The organism is Sutterella sp. KLE1602, assembly GCF_001578585.1.
GTDB lineage: Bacteria > Pseudomonadota > Gammaproteobacteria > Burkholderiales > Burkholderiaceae_F > Sutterella > Sutterella wadsworthensis_A.
Window position 1 is genome coordinate 1 of record NZ_KQ968535.1, and the last position, 25987, is coordinate 25987.

At 65.4% G+C, this 25987-nt stretch carries 23 protein-coding genes, 1 tRNA gene and 1 pseudogene; 13 read left to right on the top strand and 12 right to left on the bottom strand.

Annotated elements, in window-relative coordinates:
- Nucleotides 1-15 precede the first annotated feature (15 nt).
- Entirely contained in the window at nt 16-1323 is a 1308-nt protein-coding gene (gene mltG, locus HMPREF3036_RS06060; RefSeq protein ID WP_062332525.1) for an endolytic transglycosylase MltG, read from the bottom strand.
- Between the two features lie 232 nt (nt 1324-1555).
- Here mltG and tmk point away from each other — a divergent pair, with 232 nt between their 5' ends.
- Entirely contained in the window at nt 1556-2170 is a 615-nt protein-coding gene (gene tmk / locus HMPREF3036_RS06065) for a dTMP kinase (protein WP_005436444.1), read from the top strand.
- Nucleotides 2161-3204, top strand: coding sequence for a DNA polymerase III subunit delta (locus HMPREF3036_RS06070; protein ID WP_062332528.1), 1044 nt, complete (start codon nt 2161-2163; stop codon nt 3202-3204). Before tmk ends, HMPREF3036_RS06070 begins: the two co-directional genes overlap by 10 nt.
- A 426-nt stretch (nt 3205-3630) precedes the next feature.
- On the opposite strand, the gene HMPREF3036_RS06075 is transcribed toward HMPREF3036_RS06070, so the two are convergent.
- A complete protein-coding gene (locus HMPREF3036_RS06075; protein WP_156469757.1) occupies nt 3631-3885 on the bottom strand; it encodes a hypothetical protein in 255 nt (84 codons plus the stop codon).
- Nucleotides 3886-3959: 74 nt separating this feature from the next.
- Here HMPREF3036_RS06075 and HMPREF3036_RS12110 point away from each other — a divergent pair, with 74 nt between their 5' ends.
- A complete protein-coding gene (locus tag HMPREF3036_RS12110) occupies nt 3960-4421 on the top strand; it encodes a hypothetical protein (protein ID WP_062332533.1) in 462 nt (153 codons plus the stop codon).
- Nucleotides 4422-4507: 86 nt separating this feature from the next.
- On the opposite strand, the gene HMPREF3036_RS06085 is transcribed toward HMPREF3036_RS12110, so the two are convergent.
- The gene (locus HMPREF3036_RS06085) at nt 4508-6019 is read right to left on the bottom strand and encodes a tyrosine-type recombinase/integrase (RefSeq protein WP_062332535.1); all 1512 of its coding nucleotides are present in this window, start codon (nt 6017-6019) and stop codon (nt 4508-4510) included.
- 110 nt (nt 6020-6129) lie between these two features.
- On the opposite strand from HMPREF3036_RS06085, the gene HMPREF3036_RS06090 reads away from it, so the two are divergent.
- The 6 genes from HMPREF3036_RS06090 (at nt 6130) to HMPREF3036_RS06115 (ending at nt 15288) form a co-directional block, all read left to right on the top strand.
- Complete coding sequence (locus HMPREF3036_RS06090; protein ID WP_062332538.1) at nt 6130-8340, top strand: ATP-binding protein; 2211 nt, start codon at nt 6130-6132, stop codon at nt 8338-8340.
- Nucleotides 8341-8423: 83 nt separating this feature from the next.
- The gene (locus tag HMPREF3036_RS06095; RefSeq protein ID WP_005436436.1) at nt 8424-8816 is read left to right on the top strand and encodes a DUF4418 family protein; all 393 of its coding nucleotides are present in this window, start codon (nt 8424-8426) and stop codon (nt 8814-8816) included.
- Between the two features lie 174 nt (nt 8817-8990).
- On the top strand, nt 8991-9608 hold the full coding sequence (locus HMPREF3036_RS06100) for a TetR/AcrR family transcriptional regulator (protein WP_005436435.1): 618 nt from the start codon (nt 8991-8993) through the stop codon (nt 9606-9608).
- Nucleotides 9609-9619: 11 nt separating this feature from the next.
- The gene (locus tag HMPREF3036_RS06105; protein WP_005436433.1) at nt 9620-10699 is read left to right on the top strand and encodes an efflux RND transporter periplasmic adaptor subunit; all 1080 of its coding nucleotides are present in this window, start codon (nt 9620-9622) and stop codon (nt 10697-10699) included.
- Nucleotides 10700-10711: 12 nt separating this feature from the next.
- Entirely contained in the window at nt 10712-14014 is a 3303-nt protein-coding gene (locus HMPREF3036_RS06110) for an efflux RND transporter permease subunit (RefSeq protein ID WP_005436431.1), read from the top strand.
- Nucleotides 14011-15288: a TolC family protein gene (locus HMPREF3036_RS06115; protein ID WP_062332541.1), complete on the top strand. Its 1278-nt coding sequence runs from the start codon at nt 14011-14013 to the stop codon at nt 15286-15288. The genes HMPREF3036_RS06110 and HMPREF3036_RS06115 overlap by 4 nt, the downstream gene beginning before the upstream one ends.
- Before the next feature lie 89 nt (nt 15289-15377).
- Here HMPREF3036_RS06115 and HMPREF3036_RS06120 read toward each other — a convergent pair whose 3' ends face one another.
- The 9 genes from HMPREF3036_RS06120 to HMPREF3036_RS06160 form a co-directional block, all read right to left on the bottom strand.
- On the bottom strand, nt 15378-16085 hold the full coding sequence (locus HMPREF3036_RS06120; RefSeq protein ID WP_005436427.1) for an ArsR/SmtB family transcription factor: 708 nt from the start codon (nt 16083-16085) through the stop codon (nt 15378-15380).
- Between the two features lie 117 nt (nt 16086-16202).
- Nucleotides 16203-16676, bottom strand: coding sequence for an arsenate-mycothiol transferase ArsC (locus HMPREF3036_RS06125; protein WP_005436426.1), 474 nt, complete (start codon nt 16674-16676; stop codon nt 16203-16205).
- On the bottom strand, nt 16658-16894 hold the full coding sequence (locus HMPREF3036_RS06130; RefSeq protein WP_005436424.1) for a thioredoxin family protein: 237 nt from the start codon (nt 16892-16894) through the stop codon (nt 16658-16660). The genes HMPREF3036_RS06125 and HMPREF3036_RS06130 overlap by 19 nt, the downstream gene beginning before the upstream one ends.
- Nucleotides 16895-16930: 36 nt before the next feature.
- Nucleotides 16931-18013, bottom strand: coding sequence for a permease (locus tag HMPREF3036_RS06135; RefSeq protein WP_005436422.1), 1083 nt, complete (start codon nt 18011-18013; stop codon nt 16931-16933).
- A 130-nt stretch (nt 18014-18143) separates the two neighbouring features.
- Nucleotides 18144-18461: an ArsR/SmtB family transcription factor gene (locus HMPREF3036_RS06140; protein WP_005436420.1), complete on the bottom strand. Its 318-nt coding sequence runs from the start codon at nt 18459-18461 to the stop codon at nt 18144-18146.
- 57 nt (nt 18462-18518) lie between these two features.
- Nucleotides 18519-19301, bottom strand: a complete 783-nt coding sequence (locus HMPREF3036_RS06145) for a UDP-2,3-diacylglucosamine diphosphatase (RefSeq protein ID WP_005436418.1) — start codon at nt 19299-19301, stop codon at nt 18519-18521.
- 84 nt (nt 19302-19385) lie between these two features.
- Nucleotides 19386-19877 carry a peptidylprolyl isomerase gene (locus tag HMPREF3036_RS06150; protein ID WP_062332544.1) on the bottom strand — a complete coding sequence of 164 codons (492 nt, stop codon included), beginning with the start codon at nt 19875-19877 and terminating at the stop codon, nt 19386-19388.
- Between the two features lie 115 nt (nt 19878-19992).
- Nucleotides 19993-20574, bottom strand: coding sequence for a peptidylprolyl isomerase (locus HMPREF3036_RS06155; RefSeq protein WP_062332546.1), 582 nt, complete (start codon nt 20572-20574; stop codon nt 19993-19995).
- A 44-nt stretch (nt 20575-20618) separates the two neighbouring features.
- On the bottom strand, nt 20619-21158 hold the full coding sequence (locus HMPREF3036_RS06160; RefSeq protein ID WP_062332549.1) for a tetratricopeptide repeat protein: 540 nt from the start codon (nt 21156-21158) through the stop codon (nt 20619-20621).
- Nucleotides 21159-21464: 306 nt separating this feature from the next.
- Between HMPREF3036_RS06160 and cysS the strand changes: the two genes are divergently transcribed.
- From cysS to HMPREF3036_RS06180, 4 genes and pseudogenes are all read left to right on the top strand, one after another.
- Nucleotides 21465-22871, top strand: a complete 1407-nt coding sequence (gene cysS, locus HMPREF3036_RS06165; RefSeq protein ID WP_062332552.1) for a cysteine--tRNA ligase — start codon at nt 21465-21467, stop codon at nt 22869-22871.
- A 35-nt stretch (nt 22872-22906) separates the two neighbouring features.
- Nucleotides 22907-23881: pseudogene (locus HMPREF3036_RS06170) on the top strand (acetyl-CoA carboxylase carboxyltransferase subunit alpha); the annotation flags it as partial.
- 324 nt (nt 23882-24205) lie between these two features.
- Entirely contained in the window at nt 24206-25792 is a 1587-nt protein-coding gene (gene tilS, locus HMPREF3036_RS06175; RefSeq protein ID WP_062332555.1) for a tRNA lysidine(34) synthetase TilS, read from the top strand.
- 87 nt (nt 25793-25879) lie between these two features.
- A tRNA-Ser gene (locus HMPREF3036_RS06180) sits at nt 25880-25967 on the top strand.
- Nucleotides 25968-25987: the final 20 nt, after the last annotated feature.

The window sequence follows — 25987 nt, forward strand, 5'->3', positions numbered from 1 at the left end:
TTCAAGCCTCTGTCTTCAGACAGGGGTTATTGACCGTGCTGTTTCCTTCGTAGGTTGCGGTTCCTTGGGCTTGGCCTTCTTCTGCGTCTTCGGGCGGTTCAGGATGAACTGCCTGACGGCGCGGTTGTGTTCGGCGAGGCTCTGCGAGAAATGGCTCGAGCCGTCGCCCTTCGAGACGAAGTAGAGGAACCTGGTGTTGGCGGGATTGACCGCAGCCTCGATCGAGGCCCAGGTGGGCGCGGCGATCGGCGTGGGCGGAAGCGCCGGAATGACGTACGTATTGTAAGGGGTCGGCGTCTGCAGATCCTTGCGGGTGATGTTGCCGCTGAACTTCTCGCCGAGGCCGTAGATGACGGTCGGGTCGGTCTGCAGCGGCATGCCGATGCTCAGGCGGTTGTTGAAGACCGAGCTCACGAGGTGGCGATCAGTGGCAAGGCCCGTCTCCTTCTCGATGATGGAGGCGAGCGTGAGCGCCTCATAGGGCGTCTTCACCCTGGCGGCCTCGGAGCGGGACTCCCAGGCCTTGGCCAGAAGGGCCTTCTGCTTGGCGACGGCCTGCTTCATGACGGCAAGGTCGGCGCTCCCCGACGTGTAGTGGTAGGTGTCGGGCGCAAACCATCCCTCGAGCGAGCCCGCGTCGATGCCGAGCGCACGGCGCAGCTCGGCCTCGGGCATCGAGGCGGCCGTCTGCTTGAGCGCGGTCGCGTTCCTGAAGATGGCGAGTACCTCCCAGACGGGCGCGCCGTCGGGAATCCTGAGCGACTGGTCGACGATCGGTCCCCTGGCGAGCGTTTCGAGAATGCCTGCGGGCGTGAGGTCGGGCTTGAACTCATAAGTGCCCGTGTGGATGCTCGAGAGCTTGTGGTCCTTCACGAGGCGTGCGGCCAGACGCATGTCGAAGTCCTTCACCTGAAGGCCCGCCTCCCGCAGGCGCTCCATTACGCGGCGCGCGGAGTCGCCCGTCTCGACCGTGATGCGCACGGCGGTGTCGGGCGTGGCGGACTCGACCGCACGCTCGAAGACGCGCTGGTCGGCCTCCCAGCGAAGCCCCATGGCCGCGCAGAGCACGACGAGCATGCCGCCCGCGACGAGCGTGAGCGGACGACGGCGGCGACGGGGCTTTTCAGCCGGCTTTTCGCCCGCCTTTTCTTCCGGTTTTTCGTCGGGCGCGCCTTCAGCCTTCGCTTCGGGCTGAGCCTTATCCTGAGCCTCATTCTGATTCCGGGGCAGGGCGGTCGCCGCCATCGTGCCTGCGTTCTGCTCTGCGGGCTCCTGCGCTTCGGGTGCGGCGGCTTCGGTGTTCTTCTTCTCTTCTTGCGTCACGACGGGAAGTCCTGGGTTGAGTGTTCGGGACCTTCGGGCGGCTTGTGCCTCCGAAGGATGAAGTGCGGCACATTTTAGCGCGGGCGGATGCCGGTTCACGGCCTGTGGAGCCCGCCGAGTCGTGAGCGTTTGTTTGAATGTGCGTCTTCGTGGCGGCGCGGGCCGATCCGCTACAATGCCGTAGCGGGTCGTCCGAGCGCGGCCCCGAGAGTTTCAGTTCGGAGTTTCACAGATGGCGACAGGACGCTTTATTTCCTTTGAAGGCATTGACGGGGCGGGCAAGACCACGCAGATCGACGGGCTCGAGCGCCTCATCAGGGCCGCGGGGCATGAGGTCGTGCGCACGCGAGAACCCGGCGGCACGCCGCTCGGGGAGAAGATCCGCGGCCTGCTCCTTACGGACGAGATGACGCCGCGCACGGAGACGCTGCTCTTCTTCGCCGCCCGCTGCGAGCATGCCGAGAAGGTGATCAAGCCTGCGCTTGAGCGCGGCGCCTGGGTTCTCTCCGACCGCTTCACCGACGCCACCTACGCCTATCAGACGGGCGGCAAGGGCATGAAGGGCGAGGACGTCGAGGCGCTCGAGGCCTGGACGCTCGCGGGCTTTGCGCCCGACGTGACGGTGCTCTTTGATCTGGCGCCCGAGGTGGCTGCGCGCCGCCGCACGATCCGTGCGGGCGAAGGCGACAGGTTCGAACGCGAGAGCGCGGACTTCTTCGCCCGCGTGCGCAACGCCTATCTGGACCGCGCTGCCCGTGATCCGAAGCGCTTCGTCAGGGTCAATGCCGAGGAGGCGCCCGAGACGATCGCCGCGCAGCTTGAGAAGGAGTTCGCCAAATGGCTCTGACGCAGTACCCCTGGCTCGAGGAGGCCGCCGCACGCCTTGACGCGATGCGCGAAAGGCTTCCCAACGCGATCCTCATCCACGGCATGCCCGGCGTGGGCACGTTCGAGCTCGCCCGCTGGTTCGCCGAGCGCCTTCTGTGCGAAAGCCCGAAGGCCGACGGCTCGCCATGCGGCAAGTGCCCGGGCTGCCGCATGATGCACGCCAACGGCCATCCCGACTGCCGCATCGTCGTGAGCGAATTCCTCGCAAACGCGCTCGACCTGCCGTACACCCCGCCCGAAACCTCCTCGTCCTCGAAGAAGCTTTCGCGCGAAATCCGCATTCATCAGTTCCGCGCCCTCACGGACTTCCTCACGATGGCGCCGAGCCGCGGAGGACGCCGCTGCGTGCTCGTCTATCCCGCCGACATGGTGCGCGCCGAGGCCGCCGCCTCGCTACTCAAGTCGATGGAGGAGCCGCCCGAGGAGTGCGTCTTCATTCTTGCGGCCGACGACATCGACGCTGTGCTCCCGACGATCCGCTCGAGGTCGCGCCTGCTGCGCGTGGGCGTTCCGTCGAAGGAGGACGCGCTTGCATGGCTCTCGGCCCAGAAGCGCCTCAAGGGCGATCCCGAGGTCGCGCTCGCCATGGCGGGCGGCGCGCCGCTCAACGCCGTGAAGGACATCACGGGCTTGACGCTCGACGCGAAGGCCTCCGCCACGCTCAGGGACCTGCTCGCCCGCGGCCGCAGCCTCACGCCTGACAGCATCGTTCGCGGCTACTCGGCTTCGATGGGTATTCCCGCAGTTGCGCTCCATCTTTCCCGCTGGTGTTACGACCTGCTGCGCGTGAAGTCGGGCGCCGATCCGCACTTCTTCATCCGCGAGAAGGACGTGCTCGAGAAGATCGCCGCCGATGCGACGATGAAGAACCTTCTCTCGCTCAATGCCGCCGTCGCCGAAATGCGCCGCTCGGCCGAGCATCCGCTCGCACCCCGCCAGGTCTGGGAGGGCGTGCTGCTCGTCTACGTCAGGGCGCTCGGTGGCCAGGTCTGAGCGTATCGTCATGAAGTCGGCTTCGGTCAGGTCGGCGTAGATGAATCGTCTCCTTGCGGCGGCGTGCCTGATGGTTTGCTGTGTCGGCTTCTGTCGCCGCAGATTCTTCGAGCTGGGGGCGCGATCCAGAGTACTCCGTTTATCTTTCGGTTGCCGTCCAGTCCACGTTGCCGTCGAGCTTTGTCATCGAAACCCTTCAGCCGACGCTCACTTATTTGCGGACCACGCTGCCCAATGCACGCATTGGAATCAAATGCATGTCTCCCGCAGAACTTCATGAGGCAGTGCGCCTTCAAAATGTCCATGCCTTCATCGCCGAGGCCGGCATCTTTGCCGACCTTCAATCTCAGGGACTAGCCGAACAACTGGCTGCGTACAGGTCTGCCGATGCAACCGACCCCGCATATGTCAGTGGCATGGCCGTCGTTAGACCGAAAAAAGTCTTCTGTTCACGATCTTGAGGACTTGAAGAATCTTCATATTCTGTCCGATGCTCAGGATAGTTTCGGCACTTGGATGATTTTTGAGGGGCAGCTCGAACGAACAGGACTTGACGCGGTTGCCTTCCTTAGCCGAACGACCTTCAACAGCTACATAGCTCCGACCCCGCTGGAACGTCTGGAGGCGGGCGGGGGAGATGCGGCTGTCGTCGCCAGGTGTGAACTGGAAAAGCTGGCTCAACAGGGATTCCCTGCAGAACACTTTCGAGTAGTCGGCGATCTCCAAAATTTGACGAACGCTGTTCCAGGACCGGGATGCTTTATCCGGGCACCATCTTCGGCATTGCGGCACATGTGAGTGGGGAGACGGCCAAGGCGGTGAGCACCGCTGTGCTGTCGATGCCCGCCTCGTCGTTCGGGAAATGGTCGCTGGTCACGGATTTTGGTCAGGTCAAGGATTTGTACAGGACGCTCAAGCGCGGACCATATGCTCATCTTCGGGACAATCCGATGATGGCCTTCTGGATGAAGTGGAGGGGGTGGTTCGGCGCTTTGATGCTGACGGTTCTGGGTTGGGGTGTCTATACGTTTCATGTGAAGCATCTGGTTGAAAAGGGACATCTGCCTATCTGCGTTGAATCCTGCCCGCAAAGGGCGATCGCGTTCGGTCCCATTGACGAACTTCGCGCCAGATACGGTGCGAACGCGGCGTCCACCGGGCTTCCCGATCCCGCTCTGACGAAGCCGAACCTCGTCGTCGGATTACCCAAGGTCTAATTCTTAAGGCCGGAAGAATCGGCCCCGCCTTCCGTGAAGGAAGATGGGGCTGTGTTATCTTCTGCGGGCGTCCTTCCTTCCCGGAATCAAAGCGCCTTCATCTTCTCCATCGCCTCGCTCATCGCCTCTTCTTCGGGCGAGAGGTATCGGCCCGTCGTGGCCACGGAGGCGTGTCCCATGGCGGCCTGCACGACGTTGACGCTCATTTCGGTCAGGGCGTTGACGGCGAAGGTGTGCCTGAGCCAGTGGGTGGACGAGGCGCGGAGCTTGGCGGCGTCCATCGGACGCTCGGAGGCGACGTCGAGCGCGACTTCCTCGAGGAACTTCGTGAGCACGACGTAGAGTCCGCTTCGGGTCATGGGGCCGTGTGCGTTCCTGCCGCGGCCGAGGTTGACGAGAAGCGGCGTTTCGGGATCGGACCCCGCGACGCCCGCAATGCCGCGGGCCCTGAGCGCGTCGTCGATGATCGTGCGCTGCTCGTCGTTGAGTGGCAGGCGCCTTACCTTGGCGCCCTTGCCGACGATCTCGATGGCGGCGCGGACCTTGAAGCCCACGCGCCTCTCGACGATCCAGCCCGTGCGCGCGTCGAGCATTTCTGAGGCGCGCATGCCGAGGCTCTTGCCCATCATCAGAATGAGCTTCATGCGCTCGCGTGGCCATCCTTCGGGGAGATCGTCGATGCGGGAGACGATCTCGGCCCACTGCTCGTCGGTGAGCGAGCGGTCCGCAAAGGCCTGCGGGGCTCCTTCGCCCTTGAGGAGCGGGACCTTGGGACTCACCTGGTCGAAGGGGCTGAAGATGAGATAGCCGGTGTTCTTGAGAAAGTTGTGCAGCTGACGCACGACCACGACGGCGTTTCTTCGACTCGTTGCGGAGAGCGGGCCGTTGAAGGGGCGCCAGGCGGGCGAGGTGCGGGGCATGTTCTTGGGACCGATCCAACGGCTCTGGGGGATGCGCCACTGCTGCGCCCATGCCTTCTCGTCGGTGCGGCCGAGTCCCTCGAGCCAGCGCAGGAAGAGCGCCGCGTCGCCCGCCCTCACGGAGGAGAGCGCCGTGCGGCGCTCAAGCAGGCACCAGAGAAGGTAGCGCTCGGCCTCCTTCCTGTAGCTCGCCTGCGTGTTGGGATTGGAGGCGCGTGCCTGAAGCCAGACGCGGATGGCCGAGAGGTCGTCCTCGGCGTCAAGCGAACAGGCCATGGCGGGCGCCCTGTTGAGGCCCCGGTCTCCGCGCAGGCCTTCGGGCACGACGAGGCGCTCCATGGGCACGATGCCTTCGTCGGAGGCCTGGGTCGCGACGGAGCGCGATTCGGGCGAGGGCGCGCAGCCCGGCAGGAAAAAGCGTTCGGTCACTTCGCCCACGTCCCTGCCGTTCCTGTGAAGCCAGGTCATGAGGGCCGTGGCCGTCGAGGCGTCGATGCCCGTGACGGGGCGGAACCACGAGGCGCCCGCGTTGGCGGCGCACTCGTAGAGGTCCTCGGCCGTCTCAATGCCGAAGGTCCTGAGCGGCTCGGCGAGGTCTGGCGGGAGCACGTCCGCGAGCTTGGTGTTATATCGTAGCCCGACGTCGGTCAGCGCAGGCTTCAGTGCTTTTTCGGACATGATTCGGTCGGCAGGTGGCACAATTAGGACAGTTTTTAGTACGAACATTTTGCCTCACCCGGCTGCAGTGCGCACGGCCACGCCCGCCTGCCGCCGACACAAACCCACCTATGCTTAGCCACATCATCAGGGCGTCTCTTGCAGGCGCCGCGGCCCTCGGGATCGCGTCGTGCGCCTTCGGGGGCGCCGTCAGCGCATCCTACCTCGGCATGGGCACGAGCACGGGCACGCCCTCGGGGGACGTGCTCGCGATCATCAATCCGCACCAACGCGACCGCTCGCCCATCATCAGCCGCGACGGCGGCAGAGTGCCCGACGACGGCCTCGAGCGTCCCGAGGCCGTGGGACAGCTGAACTTCCAGCGTCCGATGCGCATCGCGGTCCACAACGAGCCTGGATCAGAGCCTGACGCCGAGATGATCAACGCGACGAAGGAGTTCATCCGCGTCATGTTCGGCTCGCAGAACGTGAACATCTATTATCTGAACGACCGCGACCTGTCGCAGTCGATCCGCACGGGAGGCGTCGACTTCTTCATCGCGGACCAGTCCTTCTACGCCCTCGAGCAGGCCATGGGCGGCGTCGAGCAGATCGCCGTCATGTGGCCCGGCACGGGCGACAGTCCGAGCGAGGCGATGGCCTCGACCTTCTTCCGCAAAAAGCCCGCCGACGGCTCCGCAGTGCACGATCCGCTCACCTACGTCGCCACGCACGAGCTCGCCGCCATGACCCCGAAGTCGATGTCGGCCTGGCTCGTCGGCGCGGGCGAGCTCGTCAAGCGCCGCCGCATCGGTTACGAGGACCTGCTCTCGAGGACGACCTTCACGAACAACTCGCAGCGCGACCTCGTCGAATACGTGCTTGCGGGCAGGGAGCGCGTGGGGCTTCTGCCCGCCTGCGCGCTCGAGCAGCTCGCGCTTGATCCGTCCTTTCCGATGGACGAGATCGAGGTTCTCAATCCCAAGAAGAAGGACGGTCTCTCCTGCGTCCACTCGACCGAGGTCTATCCCGGGCGTGTCTTTGCGGCCGTCAACGACATCGATCCGACGCTCAAGAAGGCGATGACCGCCGTGCTGCTCGGCATGTCGAGCATCAAGTACGGGGCCGAATGGGCGCTGCCCGTGACGAACCGTCCCGTCTTCGATCTCTTCTACACGCTCAAGATCGGTCCCTACAGCGACCTTGCGGGCTGGAGCTTCCAGCGCTTCGTGAGGGAGCACGCCGAGATCATCGCGCTCATCATGCTCGTGATCTTCCTCGTGCTCACGTACACGACGACGCTCTCGATCCTGGTGCGCCGCCGCACGAGGGCGCTTCGCGACGCCCTGGGACAGCGAGACCGCATCGAGGCCGAGGCCGCGCAGTCGAGGCAGCACATCGCGAACCTCGAGCGCACGGGCATCGTGGGCCAGATGTCGACCATCATCGCGCACGAGCTCAAGCAGCCTCTGGGCGCCATCACCAACTACGGCAACGGCCTTCTGAGGCGCCTCGGGCGCGGCGACGTCGAGCGCGAGAAGCTTGAGCTCGCCCTGAGGGAGATCGTCCTGCAGGCCGAACGCGCGAGCAAGATCGTCGAGCGCGTGCGCTCCTACGCCAAGCACGACTATCCGCCGCGCAAGGTCTCCGACCTCTCGATCATCATCGAGAACGCCATCCAGACCTTCAGGCGCTCGCGCACGACCGACGCCGAGCTGACGGTGCGCATGCATCCGCACAGCATGGCCGAGGTCGACGGCTGGGAGATCGAGCTCGTGGTGCTCAACCTCCTCAAGAACGCCGCCGACGCCATTTCGGGCATTCCCGATCCGAAGATCGAGGTCTGCCTCTATCCGAGCGACGAGCACACCTGGATCCTGACGGTGGGCGACAACGGTCCCTACATCTCGGACGAGCAGCTCTCGCGCTTCTTCAAGCCGCTGCAGACAAGCAAGGGCGAGGCCGGCATGGGCCTCGGGCTCTCGATCGTCGCCAACATCGCCGAGCGCCATGCGGGCAACATCACGGTTGCACGCAACGGCTCGCGGGGCGTGAAGTTCACGATGACGATCCCCTCCCAGATGAAGGACGTCTCCGTCATCGCCGACATGGGCCCCGAGACCGTCAGCATCTACGAGTCGGGCGGCAACGGTCGCGTGGCCCGCGAGGTGGTCGAGAGGCGCGGCGAGGAGCAGGCCGACGAGTCGCCGCAGCTTGAGAGAAGCCTCCCCGCCACGGTGCACACGGGCACCCTCAACGATGCGGTCCACCTGATGCAGGACGGTGACATGCACCGCACGGGCCGCCCGCGCCCGCCCGGTATCCCCGGCAGCAAGGGGTGATCGAGGGCTTGAGCCGAGGGGGCGGGACGGGTAGAATTCGCCTTCCCGCATCCCGCACCGAATTTCCTGGAGTCTTATTCAACATGAAGCGTCCCGCCTTTCTCTCCGGCTTTCTGATGATGCTCGTGGGCCTCGGCCTCACGATCGCCGTCATGTTCGTCCTGCCGTTTCACAAGGACGCCGCCGCGCCGTGCTTCTACCTCGTGCGCATGACGGCCGTCCTTGGCTTCGCGAGCGCCCTTGCGGGCGTCATGCTGCAGTTCTCGTCCGCAGGCCTTGCGGCGGGCATCCAGCTCATGAACATGCTGCTCGGCATCGTCATCACGCTAGCCGCCGCCTTCGTCATCGGCCCGTGCGCCGTCGAGAACGCGCCCTGCGCCGAGACCACCGCGCCCGTCGTCATGATCTGGGGAGCCGTCATCGCCTTCCTCTCGGCCGCCGACGCCCTTCGCCTTTCGAAGAGGCGTTCGGAATAAGCATCCGGACATTCCATTTGAAAACCCCTCCGCCGCAGTGCCGTCGGAGGGGTTTTCGTTTTCCCTGAAGCCGGTTTTTCTTCTGCCGCAGCTGACGTATACTGAAAACAAGGATACTTACTGAACGATCAGTAAGTGCGTTCGACAACAACAGCAGCAGAAAAGGGAACGAAGATGACCACCACAAGGGATCCCAGAAAACAGAGAGGGGCCGACGCCCGCGCCACCGTGCTTGAAGTCGCGCTGAGGCTTTTCGCCCGCAACGGGTATGCAGGCGTTTCGATGCGCGAGGTTGCGCTTGAGGTCGGCTTCACGCAGGCGGCGATCTACTACCATTTTTCCGACAAGATCGACCTCTACAGGCATGCGGTCGACCATGCGATCAAGCAGGTGACGGACAGCATCGAGGAGGTGGTGCGCATTCAGGACGGCACGCCTCCCGAGAGGCTGCGCCGCGTCATCGCCCGCATCATCGGGCGCTTTTCCTCCAACAACGACGGCTGCATTCTCTTTCAGCGCGTGCTCATCGACACGGACCGCGAGAATGCGCTCATCTTCGCGACGAAGCCCCTCAAGCGCTTCTTCGACCTGATGATGGGCTTCGCGGCCGAGCTCGGCGTGACGGGCGACCGCAGGCGCTGGGTGCTCTCGCTCTGCTCGCTGTGCTTCATGCCCTACGAGGGCCGCATGCTCATCGAGCGGATTCCCGGGGCGGGTCCCGGCCTCTACGAAGAGGCGGAGATGATCGAATACGTGGCGGGACTGCTTGAGGTGCATGTCAGTCCCAGGTGACGGGAGGCGTCATGAGATTTCTGAAAACGGGCCTTGCGGCGGGCTTCTTCGCCGCGCTTCTGGCGCTCTCGGGCTGCAAGGAGGCTCCGGAGCCTGCGGCGCCCGCACAGGGCGCGGTCGAGACGGTCGTTCCCGCGGCGCTGCAGAGCAACGTGTCCGGCGCCTATACGACAAGCGGCACGGCCGCCGCGCGCGAACGCGTGGCGATCGCCTCCCGCGTCACGGCCTATCTGAGGGCGCTGCCCGCCCGTGAAGGCGCGCGCGTCTCGAAGGGTGACTCCGTCGCCAGGCTCGACGTCACGGACGTCAGGGCGGGGATCGAGGCGGCCGAGGCGTCGCTTGCGGCCGCCCGAGCCGCCGAGCGCGATGCGGCGGTCGACATGCGCAAGTTCCGTTCGCTTCACGAGGACGGCGTCGTCTCCGACAACGAGTGGCGCAAGGTGAGGCTCAACCACGAGGCCGCGGCCTCGAGGCTCAGGGCTGCCGAGGCGCAGCTCGACGCAGCCCGCGTGCAGCTCGAGTACGCCGACGTGCGCGCGCCCTTCGACGGCACGGTGGTGATGCTCGTCAAGCGCGAGGGCGACCTCGTGACGCCGGGCGCCCCCATCGTCATGATGGAGAGCGCGGGCGCGCCCGTCTTCGAGACCTACGTGCCCGAATCGTTCGCGCCCGGCGTCAGGGAAGGCATGGCCGTCAGGATCGAGCTCAAGGGCAGGGCGCCGCTTGCGGGCGCAGTCGAGCGCGTCGTGCACTCCGCCGACCAACTCACGCGCACCTGTCTCGTGAAGATTGCCTTCAGCGGGGATGCGGCGGACGTGATGCCCGGCACCTTCGGCACGGCCGTCTTCGAGCTTGCGGGCACGTCCGAAGTGCGCGTGGCGGCTTCGGCCCTCACGAAGCGCGCAGGCCTTGAAGGCGTCTTCGTCGTCAGGGACGGCGAGGCGAAGTTCCGCTGGCTCAGGCTCGGCGAGCGTCGCGGCGACTTCGTCACGGTGCTTGCGGGCCTCGAGGGCGGCGAGGTCGTGGTCGATTCGCCCAGGGCGACCCTCAACGAGGGCTCGCCCGTCAGGATCGCCGATCGTCAGAACTAGCGGGAGGCGCTCATGCGCGTAGCAGGACACATCACGGGGAAGCTCTCGGAGTTCTTCGTCGACTCCAAGCTCACCTCGATCGTCATTCTCGGCTGTCTCATCTGCGGCCTCTGGGCGGTGCTCTCCACGCCCCGCGAGGAGAATCCGCAGATCACGATGCCCGGCGCCCTCGTTCAGGTGGTGCTGCCGGGCGCCATGCCCTCCGAGGTCGAGCAGACCGTGCTCAAGCCCCTTGAGGCGATCGTCAACCAGATTCCGGGCGTCGACCATACCGAAGGCGCGGCGTCCGACTCGGTCGCGCGCCTCACCGTCCGCTTCAAGGTGGGCGAGGAGAAGGAGGCGTCGCTCAACAAGCTCTACGACCGCGTCTACAGCGGACGGCACCTGCTGCCTGCGGCGGCGTCCGTGCCGATGATCGTGAGCGCCGACGCGGACGACGTGGCGGCGGTGACGGTCACGCTTGCGAGCGAGAAGTACGACGACTTTGCGCTCAGACGCATCGCCAATGCGATGCGCGACGAGCTCCTCAGCATGGCCGACGTCTCGACGACGACGGTGGAAGGCGGCCGCAGCCGCGAGTTCACGGTCGCGATCGATCCCGAAAGGCTTCAGAGCTTCGGGGCGACGCTCGACTCCGTGCGCATGGCGGTCGCCGCCTCGAACGTGGCGGCCCCGCTCGGCAGCGTGGTTGAAAACGGCCTTGAGCAGAAGGTGAGGCTCGCCAACGGCATCGAAGGCGTCGACGAGCTGCGCAGCCTGCCGATCGGCGTCTTCTCGGGCCGCACCCTGAGGCTCGGCGACGTGGCCGAGATCACGGACGGGCCCGCCGCGCGGCGCACGATGACGACGCGCTTTGCCTACGGGCGAAGCGACGCCGACAACTACGTGCTCACGGGCGGACGCGAGATGAACGCCGTCACGCTCGCCGTGGCGAAGAAAAAGAACACGAACGCCGTCGAGGTGGCCGACCAGGTCATCGAGCGCGTCGAGCGCATGAAGGCCACGGTGCCCGAGGGCGTGCATGTCGTCGTGACGCGAAACGACGGCGAGCGCGCGAACGACGCCGTGAACCTCCTCCTCGAGCATCTCGGCATCGCGCTCGTCTCGGTCGTGGCCGTGACCTGGCTCTTCCTCGGCCGCAGGCCCGCGCTCATCGTCGGGCTCTCGATTCCGCTCATTCTCGCCATCACGCTCACGATCACGAAGATCGACGGACTCACGATCAACCGCCTGAGCCTCTACGCGCTCATCATCGCGCTCGGCCTTCTCGTCGACGACGCGATCGTGGTCGTGGAGAACGTGGTGCGTCATTTCGGCCTTGGCTCGAAGGAGTCCAAGCCCGTGCAGGTCGTGCGCGCGGCCGACGAGATCGGCAGCCCCACGATGATGGCCACCTTCACGGTGATGCTCGTCTTCTACTCGCTCGTGCCCACGCTCACGGGCATGCCCAAGCAGTACTTCCATCCCGTGGGCGTCACGGTTCCCGTGGCGATCTTCGCCTCGCTCTTCATCGCCTACAGCGTCGTGCCCTGGATGTGCAGGCACTGGATTCCGATGAGCCATGAAAAGGGCGGCGAGCCCCCGAAGGAGGAGCCCATCCTCATCGCGCGCGTCTACGACGCGGTCGCGGGACGCGTGATCGGCTATCCCGTGCGCGAGCTCGTGCTGATGCTCGCGCTCGCGGCAAGCTTCGCGGCCTCGTGCGTGCTGCCCGCGTGGCAGTTCATCAGGCCCGAGGGGCCCGCGGGCGAACCGTCGGCCTTCGGCGTGCAGATGGGGTTCCTCCCCAAGGACAACAAGAACACCTTCAACGTCACGGTGAAGATGAAGGAGGGAACGGCGCTTGAGGTGACCGACCGCGCGGTCCGCGACGTCGCGGCCGTCGTCTCCCGCATTCCCGAGGTCGTCAACTACCAGAGCTGGACGGGCGAAGGCGGCATCGACGACTTCAACTCGCTCCTCAAGGGCGCGGGCGAAAAGGGCTCGAACATCGGCGCCGTGCGCGTGAACTTCACGAACAAGGACACGGGCCGACGCTCGACGATCGAGATCGCGAGCGAGCTGCGCGAGGCGCTCAGGCCCGTCGCGGCCGCATGGCCCGGCAGCACGATCCAGGTGGTCGAGGATCCTCCGGGACCTCCGCTCGTCGCCACGGTCCTCACCGAGGTCTACGGGCGTGATCCCAAGGAGCTCAGGGTCATCTCCGACAGTATCGAAGCCGAGTTCCGCAAGACCTACGACATGGTCGAGATCGTGAGGAACGCCGAGGCCGACGTCGTCGAGCGTCGTCTGGCGATCGACCGCGAGAAGGCCGCGCTCTCGGGCGTGAATGCGGCCGAAGCGGCGGGGCTCCTGCGCAAGCTCGTCTCGGGCGACGTGAGCGGATACGCGCACGTCGGCGGCGAGCGCGAGCCGGTGCCCGTGAGGCTCTTCATTCCCGACGAGGCCCAGTTCGATCCGTCGCTCCTCTCGGGCGTGACGGTGCCGGGCGCGGGCGGCGCACGCGTGGCGCTCTCCTCCCTGGTGACCACGGAGACGGGCGCCGCCGAGCAGACGATCCGCCACAAGGACGGCGTGCCCATGACGCGCATCGGCGGCGAGCTCGGCTGGACGACGGCCACCTATGCCGTGATCGACCTCAACAACAGGCTCGAGGGCATGGCGCTGCCGGCGGGCGGAACGCTCGCGACGTCGAACCTCGGCGTCTCCGAGGTTCGCCCCGACCTCACGCAGTCGCGCGTCGAGCTGCTCTGGGAAGGCGAGATCCGCATGATGCTCAACTCCTACAGGGACCTCGTCATTGCGCTCTCCTTCGCGGTGGGCGGCATCTACCTGATGCTCGTGGCCTACTACAAGTCGTTCCTTCTCCCCGTGATTGCCCTCTCTGCGGTCTTCATGGGCGTGATCGGCGTCTTCCCCGGCCACTGGCTCCTGGGCGAGCAGTTCTCGGCCACGTCCCTCATCGGCTTTACGGCGCTGGCGGGCATCGTGGTGAGAAACTCGTTCCTGCTCATCGACTTCGTGATCGACAACCTCAGGCTCGGCATGCCGCTCAAGGAAGCCGTGCTCAAGGCGGGCAGCGTGCGCATGCGTCCGATCCTGCTCACGTCGCTGTGCGTCGTGTGCGGCAGCCTGATCATGCTCACCGACGCGGTCTTCCGCGGACTGGCGATCTCGCTCATCTTCGGCACGCTCGTGAGCGCGTGCTGCACGGTGTTCGTGGTTCCGATCCTGCTCTATCAGTATTACAAGGCCTTCCCGTTCCATGCGGACGAAGACGGAACGAAGGCGGCCGCCACGGAGGTGAAGGCATGACGAGTGATGTGAAGAAGCTGATCGGCGTCCTTCTGGCCGGGACGCTGGCCGCGGGCCCGCTCGCGGCCGAGACGCTCGACGACGCGTGGAACGCCGCGCTCTCGGGAAGCCGGGTGCTCGAAGCCGCCCGCGCGACCGAGGAGGCGGCCGATGCGGCTGTGAGCGCCGCCGAGCGCAAGCACCTGCCGAGCGTGGACCTGCAGGCGAACTACCTCAGGCTCGAGGAGGCGCCTCAGATGCGCTTCATGGGCATGTCCATGCCGCTTGCGAAGGACCGCACCTACGGCTACGGCGCCGTCGCGACGCTTCCCGTCTTTGCGGGCGGGCGCATCGTCTCGGGCGTCGAGGCCGCCAAGGCCCTGAAGACCCGTGCGGGGAGCGAGCTCAGGGGGGCCGAACAGGACGTGAAGATGAAGGTGGCCGAGCGCTACGTGAACGTCCTGCAGGCGCAGCGCGCGCTTGAACTCGCCGAGCTTCACGAGCGCACGCTCCAGGCCCACGCCGCCGACGTCGAGAAGCTCTTCAAAAAGGGCTTCGTCGTCAAGACCGACCGTCTGGCGGCCGAGGTCTGGGTGAAGAACGCTCGTCAGGACGTGATCCGCGCAAGAAACGCGCTCAGCCTCGCGAAGTCCGCCTACAACCGCGAGATCGGCAGGCCGCTCGACGCCGAGGCCCGCCTTGAGGAGCCTGCGCTCCCCGAGGTCCTTCAGGGCGGCGAGGCTACGCTCGTCGAGCGCGCCGTCAGAAAGAACGCCGCCATCGAGGGCATCAGGCACGCCGACGCGGCGCTCGCCGCGCAGGCGAAGGCCGAAAAGGGCGCCTATCTCCCGCAGGTGGCTCTGGCCGGCGGCTGGATGAGACAGGACGATCCGTACCTCGCCCGCGACCGCGGCTGGATGGTCGGCGTCACGATGAAGTGGAACATCCTCGACGGCGGCGTGCGCGCCGCGAACGTCACCGAGATCGGCAAAAAGCGCGCCGCGCTCGAGCATCAGAAGGCCGAGGCGGGCTCGCTCGTCGAACTTGCCGTCCGGCAGTGCCTGCTCAACGTGAACGAGGCGGACGAACGCCTTGGTGTCGCGCAGAGCGCCCTTGCGCAGGCCGACGAGAACCTGCGCGCCGTGCGCGAGCGCTACCGCCACGGGCTCGTCTCCCACACCGAGGTGCTCGATGCGGAAACGCTCAGGCTCTCGAGCGACATGAACGCGATGTACGCGCACTATGACGCCGTGCTCGCGGGACTGAGGCTCAGGCACGCGATGAGCGAACTCTGAAGTTCACGCTCTCCCAAAGGAAAAGCCCGCCGTCTTTGTTCAAGCGGCGGGCTTTCGTCATTTTGTCCTTCGTCAGGGATCCGTCGGCCTCAGGCCTTCGTTCTGATGCCGCGTCGCGGCGGCGTTTCCTGGGATTCCTCGGGGCTCGCGGACTCGAGTTCGGCGCCCCTGCTCGACCACTCCATGACGCCCGAGGGGATCACCTGCAGGCGTCGGCCCGAAGCTTCGAGAATGGCTGCCGCCTCGTGCGCGAGGAAGCAGTAGGGACCGCGGCAGTAGGCGGCGAGCGCCATGCCTCGGGGCAGCTCGTGCACGCGCTTGCCGAGCGTTTCGATGGGCATGTTGACGGCGTGGGGAAGGTGTCCCGCCGCAAATTCCTCCTCGGGGCGGACGTCGAGCAGGATGAGCTTGCCTTCGGAGGCGTAGTGAACGGCGTCCTCGATGCCGAGCGAGGCGTTGGGAATGCCGCTTTCGGCCTCGAGACTGGAAAGTTCGGCGATGCTCTGCTCTGCCGTCTCTCGGATCATGACGGCAAGCGCCGCCACCTTGGGGCTCGCAAGTCCGTAGCGCTGGAAGCGGCCGTTGCGGGTGCAGGTCACGAGCCCCGCGCGATAGAGGACGCGCAGGTGCGCGCTGATGCTCTTGTAGTCCTCGTCGAGCATCTCGGACAGCTTTTCGACGGTCTGCGGACACTGGGAGAGGAGCTCGATGAGCTCGAGCCTGACTTCATGGCTGAAGGCCTTGCCGATCAGGCCGACCTTCTTGTAGAGGCGGTGCTTGCATTCGAGGTTGCTCAAGGGGTCTCTCCGTTTGTGCTTGTGTCGTTCCGCTCGTCCCGCGGGGTTGTCGGACGATCGGGCTTGTTTGAGAACATGCGACATTTTACGGCAAAACGAACGGACGTTCGGATTTTTTCACGAACGACGCATATCCTCTGCCGCATGAATCTTCTCGAGCGTGTCGGGAAGCGTGAGGCAGAAGGCGCCGAGTTCGATCATGAGATGCCTGAAGGCCTCGTTGCGGACGCTTTGCGGCGTGTCGGCGCCGAGACGGGACGGATCTTCGAAGGGAACGTGCAGAACACGCCTCGAGAGAGCGGGCGGAAGCCACAGGCAGCTTTCCTCCTGAGCGCAGAGCGTGACGATGAGATCAAATGCCGAAAGGTCGAGGTCCTGCACGCGTCGTGCGGGGCCTGATGCTTCGAGTCCCGACTCGCGCAGCGCGGCCTCTGCACCGGGATCGATGCCGCCTGCGGGTGCGGATCCCGCCGACATGAATGTCCAGCCGGGAAGAAGATGTCGGGCGACGGCTTCGGCCATGCGGCTTCGGCATCTGTTGTGAGTGCAGCAGAAGAGGACGGCGGGCATCTTCATTCCTGCCGCAGCCATTCATCGATCTCCTCGCGGGAGGGGACGCGGCCGACTGCCACGGGCTTGTCGTCGATGAGGATCGAAGGCGTGCTCATGACGCCGAGGCGAAGCATCTGCATGACGTCGGTGACTTTTTCGATGATGGCCTCGGGGCGGAGCTCTGCGGCGCGCTCCCTCACGAGCTGTTCAAGGCGGGTGCATCGGCTGCAGCCAGTTCCCAGAATCCTGATGTGCATGTTTTTGTCCTTTTGTGAAGTTTGAGCGCCGGCTTCTTATTTGAGCATGGGCGCGAGAAGGTTGAGAAGCCAGCCTGCCGCCGTGATCGCGACAAGCAGGAATCCGAGGAAAACGGCGATGAGCCGATCGGTCATCACCTGCCTGAGCATGATGAGCTCAGGCAGACTGGCGGCGACGCCAGAGATGCAGAAGGCGAGCGTGGTGCCGAGGGGAAGCCCCTTCAGAAGGAGGTTTTCCATGACGGGCACGATGCCCGTGACATTTGTGTAGAGGGGAAGGCCGACCAGAACGGCGGCGGGCACGCTCCAGAGGCGGTCGGAGGAGAAGTGCTCGAGCAGCCAGCCTTCGGGAACCCAGCCGTGGATGAAAGCTGCTGCGCCAACGCCGATGAAGACCCATTTGGCAACTCTGCGCAGAATGTCGCGGGTTTCCGACAGCGCAAAGGCGTGCCTTGCCTGCAGGCCGAGACTCGGGTTCCCGTGGACGGCCTGGCCGGAGGCATCCGCATCGAAGGACTGAAGGAGGAAGGGCTGCAGCCACCGTCCGGCATGGATGGCGTCAACGAACAGACCGCCGAGAATGCCGATCAGAAGCCCCGTTGCGACGTAGAGAAGCGTCAGCTTCCAGCCGAGCAGTTCCCAGAGCAGGACGACGGCCACCTCGTTGATGACGGGAGAGGTGATCAGAAAGGCCATGGTGATCCCGAACGGAATTCCGCCGGCGGTGAAGCCAATGAAGAGCGGCACGCTCGAGCACGAGCAGAAGGGAGTGATGGCGCCGAAGAGCGCTCCGAGGCCGTAGCCGGGCAGGCGCGAGCGGCCCGCGAGGATTGCACGGACGCGGTCCGGATTGAGCCCTGCTCGTAGAAGCGAGATCAGATAGATCATCAGCACGAGCAGAAGCAGAATCTTCGTGCTGTCATAAAGAAAGAACTGCAGCGCCGCGCCGGTTCTGGAAGCGGGCGAGAGGCCCAGAAGCTCGAAGACGATCAAGCTTGAGGCAGGTTCCGCCCAGCGGTAGAGAGCAAACCACGAAAGGAGCACCGCCGCAGCGGCGGCTCCGTACCGAAGCTTTTGAGCATGAGGCTTGTCGCCCTCTCTGAAGATGATGGATGTCATGGTTGAGACCTATTTGGCTGTTTGGCCAAATGGCGGGTCGTCAAAAGCCGGCCTGAACGGCCGGCTACTGTTGAGCTATTTGGCTAATCCGCCAAATAGTTTACCACGAGATTGATGTGGGAAGGAGGTTTCAGGAGCAGCTGCACTTGCCCGGCCTTTGGACTCCCGGGCATCGGCTGTCGGCGTCCAGACATGTGAAGACGCCGGAAAGGCATGTGAGGACGAGCCTGTAGTAGATGTTGTTGCCGCGTCGATCCGCCTCGACGACGCCGGCGTTCTTGAGGACGGTCAGGTGTTTGGAGACGGTTGACATGTCGGCGCCGACGAGGGTCCGGAGTTCGCAGACGCATCGCTCGCCGCCTGCGAGGGCCTTGACCATCAGCAACCGGCTCGGGTGGCCGAGTGCCTTGAAGACGGCGGCCTGGGACTCGAGAAGTTTGTCGGACATGTTGTTCTCAGGAGGAAAATGCGCCCGGCATGCCTGCCGGGCGCGGTTTGAGAAGGGTTACATCATCTGGATCTGCGGGCGGCCGCCCTGCATGAAGGTGATGTAGCCGCTCCTGCAGCTCGTTTCGGTGAGGTCGAACTCCCAGTCGGGGAGCACCCAGCGCTCGATGACGGCGTTGACGTGGGCGCCGGGGTGGTGGGTGTGGCCGTGGATGACGAGCTCGACGCCTGCGGCGCGGGCCGATTCGGCGACGGCGCTTTCAATGACGTCGAAGTCGCGCGGGTTCTTCGGAGCCTCGTTTTCGGTGGCGCACTTCCTCAGGGCCTCGTCGATGACGGCGGCGCGCTCGTGGGCGGGCTGGGCGAGGAGGTTTTCCTGCCAGATCGGGTCGCGCAGCACGGCGCGGCGGGCCTGGCGGACCTGGTCGCGGACGCACCACTGGTCGCCGTAGGCGAAGAGGATCGGATTGCCGTTGACGGGAATGACGATCTGGTCGGCGATGAGCTCGGCACCGCAGGCCTCGGCGAAGTCGGCGCCCAGAAGGGCGTCGTGGGAGCCCTGCATGATGAGCACGCGGCGGCCGGTCGAGGAGTAGAGCTTGAGTTCTGCGATGATCGGGTCGGCTTCGGGCGTGGCGTCGTCGCCGAGCCAGTAGTCGAAGAGGTCGCCCAGAATGACGAGCTCGGCAAAGCGCGGCGCGACGTTCTTCATGAAGCGCAGGAACGCCATGATGGTCTTGGGCTTGTTGGCCGCAAGATGCACGTCGGAGATGATGACGGGATTGGTGAGCTCGGGCACGCTCTTGAGGCCGCAGAGGGCCGGAACCTTTTTGTCTGCCATGGCGGATTTGTCCAGTCTAAATGAACGGAAGGGCGCCGGACGTGTCATCTCGGCGCCCCAGGGGCTCGTGTTGAGCGGGCTCTATCAGAGGATTTCGGCCTTTTCGATCACAATGTCATCAACCGGCACGTCACCGTAGAAGCCGCGCGTGGAGGTGGGGACGCGGGCGATTTCATCGACGACGTTCTGGCCGGCCGTGACCTTGCCGAAGACGGCGTAGCCCCAGCCCTGCGGGTTCGGAGCCGTGTGGTTCAGAAAGTCGTTGTCGGCGACGTTGATGAAGAACTGGGACGACGCGGAGTGCGGGTCGGACGTACGGGCCATGGCGATGGTGTACTTGTTGTTCTTGAGACCGTTGGCGGCTTCGTTTTCGATCGGGGCGCGGGTGGCCTTCTCCTTCATGCCTCGTTCGAAGCCGCCGCCCTGGATCATGAAGCCCTTGATGACGCGATGGAAGATCGTGCCATCATAGAAGCCGTCGCGGACGTACTGTTCGAAGTTGGCGGAACTCTTGGGAGCGTGTTCGTGATCGAGCTCGATGTCGATCACGCCCTTGTTGGTCGTAAAGCGAATCATTGTCTTGTCAGTCTAAAAACGTAATTCATTCAAACATCCGCCGCCCCGCGGGGCGACGGGCAATGGGGTATTGTCGCACAAAGCAGGGTTGTGCGAGAGGCCCGTTCTCCGTGTCTCAGAGCACGCGCGCGGAGACGATCGTCACGGGCTTGACGGGCACGTCGCGCATGCCGGCCTTGACGCCCGTGCGGACCTCGGCGATTTTGTCGACCACGTCCTGGCCCTTGACGACGCGGCCGAAGACGCAGTAGCCCTGGCCGTCGGCGGCCTGGGAGGCGTTGAGGAAGCCGTTGTCCGCAACGTTGATGAAGAACTGCGCGGTCGCGGAGTGCGGGTAGGAGGTGCGGGCCATGGCGATCGTGTACCTGTCGTTGGGCAGGCCGCCGCGGGCCTCGAGCGGAATCGGATCATGCACGGGCTTCTGCTGCATCTCGGCGGTGAAGCCGCCGCCCTGGATCATGAAGCCCTGGATCACGCGGTGAAAGACCGTGCCCGCGTAGTGGCCCTCGCGGACGTAGCGCAGGAAGTTCTCGACCGTGCGGGGCGCGCGCGACGGGGCGAGCTGCACGACGATCGTGCCCATGTCGGTGACGATCTCGACGCGCGGGTAGCGGGCGGGCGAGGCGGCGAGGACGGCGCCGGGAAGGCCCAGAAGGGCGGGCGCGAGCGGAAGAAGGATGCGGGAGCGGATTTTCATAATATTTTTTGCCTGTCTTGGTTTTGGGTTGCACGCAGCCCGGCTCAGCGGGCGGTCTCGAGGCTCTTGAGCGTGTTGAGGCGGCGCTCGAGGACGTGGTTGTTCGGAAGCTTCACGACGGCCTGCTCATAGGCCTCGCGGGCGAGCGCGAGATACACGTCGCCGAGGTTCTTGCGCGCAAGCGCGAAGTCGGGGTTGATGCGCAGGGCCTGCTTGAGGTGCGCGACGGCTTCCTCGAGGTTGCCGAGACCCGCCTCGATCACGGCGAGGTTGTTGTAGGGCTCGGGGATTTCGGGATAGTCGATGATGAGCTGCTTGAGCTCGCGCACGGCCTCTTCGGATCTGGTGAGATTTTCGAGCGCCACGGCCCTCATGAAGCGCAGCTGCGGGCTGCGTTCGTTCTTGCGGATGCCGAGGTCGGCGAGCTCGAGCGCCTGGGCGGCCTTGCCGCTGTTGAGAAGCTTTTCGATCTGGGCCGGGAATTCGCTCGGGTGCATCTGCTTGGCGAGCTGCTCCATCTGGGTGGCGGCCTGGGCGGAGCCGAGGGCGAGCGCGAGGAGCGCGGCGGTAATGAGGCGTCGCATGTGTATCTTCTCTTCTGTCTTGGATGATGGGCGTCGGCGGAAAGGATGACCGCGCATCCCCGCTTGAGGCTAGGGCGCACGCGAAAAAGCGGCTTGCGCTCGATTCGCGACGGCAGCGAGGGGGCGGGGCGGCTATACTTCCTGCAGCGATGTTTCAGTCTGCGCCACATTTTAGCCCACTGCGGCCTCACGGCGGATGATTCCCGTCAGGACGCACGCATGCAAGCGCGGGGCGCATCCCGCCCCTGCGCACGCGCCTTCATGCGCGCAGACGCCTATATATAAGAGTAGAAGGACTCCTCACCCATGGCACTTTCGATCTATTCGACGCTCAGCCGCACGCAGGCCCCCTTTACCCCGATCGAACCCAACCACGTCCGCATGTACGTCTGCGGCGTGACGGTCTACGACTACTGCCACATCGGCCACGGCCGCACCTTCGTGGCCTTCGACGTCGTGCGCCGCTGGCTCGAGGCCTCCGGCATGAAGGTGACCTTCGTGCGCAACATCACGGACGTCGACGACAAGATCATCCGCCGCGCTGCCGAGCGCGGCATCACGACGACCGAGCTCACCGAGGAGTTCGGCCGCGCGATGCAGGAGGACATGCTCGCGCTCGGCTGCCTCGCGCCCACGCACGAGCCCCGCGCCACTGACTACATCCCCGAAATGCTCGGCCTCATCGAGAAGCTTGAGCAGAAGGGCTACGCCTACCAGGGTTCCGACGGTGACGTCGACTTCGCCGTGCGCAAGTTCGAGAACTACGGCCGCCTCTCCGGCAAGTCGATCGACGACCTGCAGTCGGGCGCCCGCGTCGACGTGGCTGCCGGCAAGCGCGATCCGCTCGACTTCGTGCTCTGGAAGAGCGCCAAGCCGGGCGAGCCCCAGTGGGAATCCAAGTGGGGCTGCGGCCGTCCTGGCTGGCACATCGAGTGCTCGGCCATGAGCGCCAAGATCCTCGGCGACACGTTCGACATCCACGGCGGCGGTCCCGACCTCATCTTCCCGCACCATGAGAACGAGATCGCCCAGAGCGAGGCCGCCTCCGGCGTGCCGTTCGCCAAGGTCTGGATGCACTCGGGTCCGCTGCGCGTGCGCGACGCCTCCGGCCACGAGGAGAAGATGTCCAAGTCGCTCGGCAACTTCTGGACGATCCGCGACGCCCTCAAGGACACCGAAGCCGCCTACGGCGAGGGCAACGGCGCCGAAGTGCTCCGCTTCTTCCTGCTGCGCAGCCAGTACCGCAGCCCGATCAGCTTCTCGAGCGCGCTCATTGAGGAGGCCCAGAAGGCCCTCGTGCGCCTCTACGGGGCCCTCAAGGGCCGCGAGGCCGCCGAAGGCGAGGTCGACTGGAGCGAGAAGTACGCCGCCCAGTTCAAGGCCGCGATGGACGACGACTTCAACACGCCGCTCGCCATCGCCGCGATGTTCGAGCTCGCCACCGAGATCAACCGCACGGGCGATCCGGTCCTCGTGCGCCAGCTCAAGGGCCTGGGCGCCGTGCTCAACATCCTGCAGCTTGACCCCGAGAACTTCCTCAAGGGCGGCGCCTCCGATGCCGACGAGGCCCGCATCAACGCCCTGATCGAGGAACGCCGCGAGGCCAAAAAGGCGAAGAACTTCGCCCGCGCCGACGAAATCCGCAAGTCCCTCCTTGACGAGGGCATCGTGCTCATGGACGGCCCGCAGGGCACGACCTGGCGCCGCATCTGAGTTCCACGGACCCATTTCAGGACATATCGACCATCATGGCAAAACGCGTTTTTCTTGAATTTGAACACGACATCGAGGCCTTCGAGAAGAAGGTCGACGAGCTCAGGGAGCTTGCCGAGAACACCTCCGAGAGCGCCGTCGCCGTCTCGATCGACGCCGAAGTCGCGCAGCTGGAGAACAAGTCCCGCGAGCTTCTGAAGAAGGTCTACGCGGACCTCACGCCCTGGCAGATGTCGCTCGTCGCGCGCCATCCGAACCGCCCGTACACGCTCGACTACATCGACATGATGTTCACGGACTTCCAGGAGCTCCACGGCGACCGCGCCTTTGCGGACGACGAGGCGATCGTGGGCGGTCTCGCCCGCCTCGCCGACATGAACGTCATCGTGATCGGCAACCAGAAGGGCCGCACGCTGCGCGAGCGCACCCGCCGCAACTTCGGCATGGCCCGTCCCGAGGGCTACAGGAAGGCCCTGCGCCTCATGAAGCTCGCCGAGAAGTTCGGCCTGCCCGTCATCACCTTCGTCGATACCCCGGGCGCCTATCCCGGCATCGACGCCGAGGAGCGCGGCCAGTCCGAGGCCATCGGCCACAACATCTACGCGATGTCCACCCTCAACGTGCCGATCGTCTCCTGCGTGATTGGCGAGGGCGGCTCCGGCGGCGCGCTCGCGATCGCCGTCGCCGACACCGTGATGATGCTTCAGTACTCGACCTACTCGGTCATCAGTCCCGAGGGCTGCGCGTCCATTCTCTTCAAGGACGCCGGCCAGGCCCCGCGCGCCGCCGAAGCGCTCGCCCTGACGGCCCCGCGCCTCTCGCAGCTCGGCCTCGTCGACCGCGTGCTCTCCGAGCCGCTCGGCGGCGCCCACCGCGATCCCAAGCTCATGGCGACCACCCTCAAGAAGGCTCTCGTCGACGAGCTTCGCGTCCTCATGAAGCACGACATGCCGACGCTGCTCGCACGCCGCGCCGAGAGGCTCGAGGGCTACGGCCGCTTCGAGCGCCTCGCTGAGGAGGTTCCCGAGCCCGAGGCTCCCGCCGCCGCGCCTGAAGCTCAACCCGACGCCAAGGCCGATCCCTGCGATTGCCCGTACGCCAAGAAGGCCGCACAGGCCGCGAAGTCCGTGAAGGCCAGGCCTGCCGCCGAAGAAGCGAAGGCCGCTGAAGCGGAAAAGGCCGAATAAGCGGACCTCACCGTCCCGCCCGTCTCAAAAAGGCACGTTTCTCCATGGAGGACGTGCCTTTTTTGGATTTCTTCCCGCTCGTGTCGCCCGCCGCAGTACAATGACGGCTTTGTTTTTCACGGCCCTTTGAGTCCCTCCAGTCCGCCCATGTCCGACGCTCCCAGAAAAGCCCCAGCCCGCAAGTCCGCGCCGCGCCCCTCGAAGGCGCTCGCCGAGCGTCTGACGCAGCTCGTCTACGACGCGCTCTCCGATGCGGCCGAAACGCTTCTCGGCGTCAAGGGGGACGAATTCTCGCTCCGGCCGCTCAATCCCGTGCGCGTCGTCGTGGCGCTTTCGGGCGGGCGCGACTCCATGGCGCTCCTTGACGTCGTCGAGAAGCTCTTTCATCGTCCACGCCAGTTTCTCATCGCCCGCGTGCATGCGGTCTACGTCAATCACGGCCTCTCGCCCAATGCGGACGACTGGGAGGCGCACTGCCGCGCCGAGTGCGAGACAAGGCGCATTCCGTTCACGCCCGTGCGCGTGACGGTCAGGCAGACAGGCGAAGGCGTCGAGGCCGCGGCCCGCGAGGTCCGCTACAGGGCGCTTGCGCGCTTTGCACGCGAGGAGGCCTATGACGTCGTGCTGACGGCGCATCACGAGGACGACCGCATCGAGACCTTCCTCATGCAGTGGATGCGCGGCGCGGGGCCCGAAGGACTCGCCGCCTTTCCGCAGACGCGCGAGCTCGTGATCCCTGGACTTGCGGCCTCGAGAAACGCGCCGCCGCTTCTGCTCGTGCGTCCCTGGAGCGGCGTGCTTCGCGCCGACATCGACAGGTACGCCCGAAGCGTGAAGCTCAGCTACGTCGAGGACGAGTCGAACCGGAGTCCGAAGTACCTGCGCAACCGCATCCGCCGCGAGGTCGTGCCGCTTCTCGACAAGATCCGTCCGGGCTTCAGGCAGGGCGCGGCGCGCGCCGTTTCGCTCACGGCCGAGGCGGCCGAGGTGCTCCGCTCCGTTTCGCTCGACGATCTTGCGCGGTGCAGGGACGAGGCGAATCCGCACGCCCTGCGCATTCCCGCGCTTCTCAGGCTGATCCCCGCCCGCCAGGCCTGGTGCCTGCGCACCTGGATGCAGGAGGAAGGCATGCAGCTGCCCAACCGAGCGCGTCTTGAGGAGGGGCTCAGGCAGGTGAGGCAGAGCCACGCCGACTCGCAGCTTGCGCTTCAGGTGCGCTCCAAGGAGATGCGCAGGTGGGGCGACCTTCTCGTCATCCGTGACGTCTCGGCCAGACGGTCGGAGGATACGCGCGATGCGGTGCTCGTCTGGGAAGGCGGCGACACGCTGGCGCTTCCCGGCTGGAACGGCTCTCTGGCCGTCATTCCGTGCCTGCCCGGAGAGTGCGGCGTGAGCGCGAGGCGCCTGCGCGATGGCACCCTCGAGGTTCGCGCCCGCCGCGGCGCCGAAAGAATGAAGCTCTGGCCAAACCGTCCGTCGAAGTACCTCAAGGACCTCTTCGCCGAGGCGGGCGTGCCCGCCTTCGAACGCGCCGACCTTCCGCTCGTCTGGCTCGACGGGGAGCTCGTCTTCACGGGCGCGCTCGGCATGGACATCCGCTTCTGCGACGAACTCGCCCACGACGACACGCTCGTGCGCTTCGAATTCAGGTCCGAAGCGAGTCTGCTCGGAGCGCCCGCGGACAGGCCCAATCTCGCCGACAGGCCCGCTTCGGAGCGTCGAGGCGGGCGCTGAGAACGTTTTTTCCGCTTTTGCCGGAACAAGCGATGCCTGTGGACTTTTTTTCATTACTTCTGTAGAATGCGAAACTTGTCTGACGTCGGAAGTGTGGCAGAGTGGTTGAATGCACTGGTCTTGAAAACCAGCGAGGGGCAACCCTTCGTGGGTTCGAATCCCACCGCTTCCGCCAACAATCGTTGCGGCAGAAGA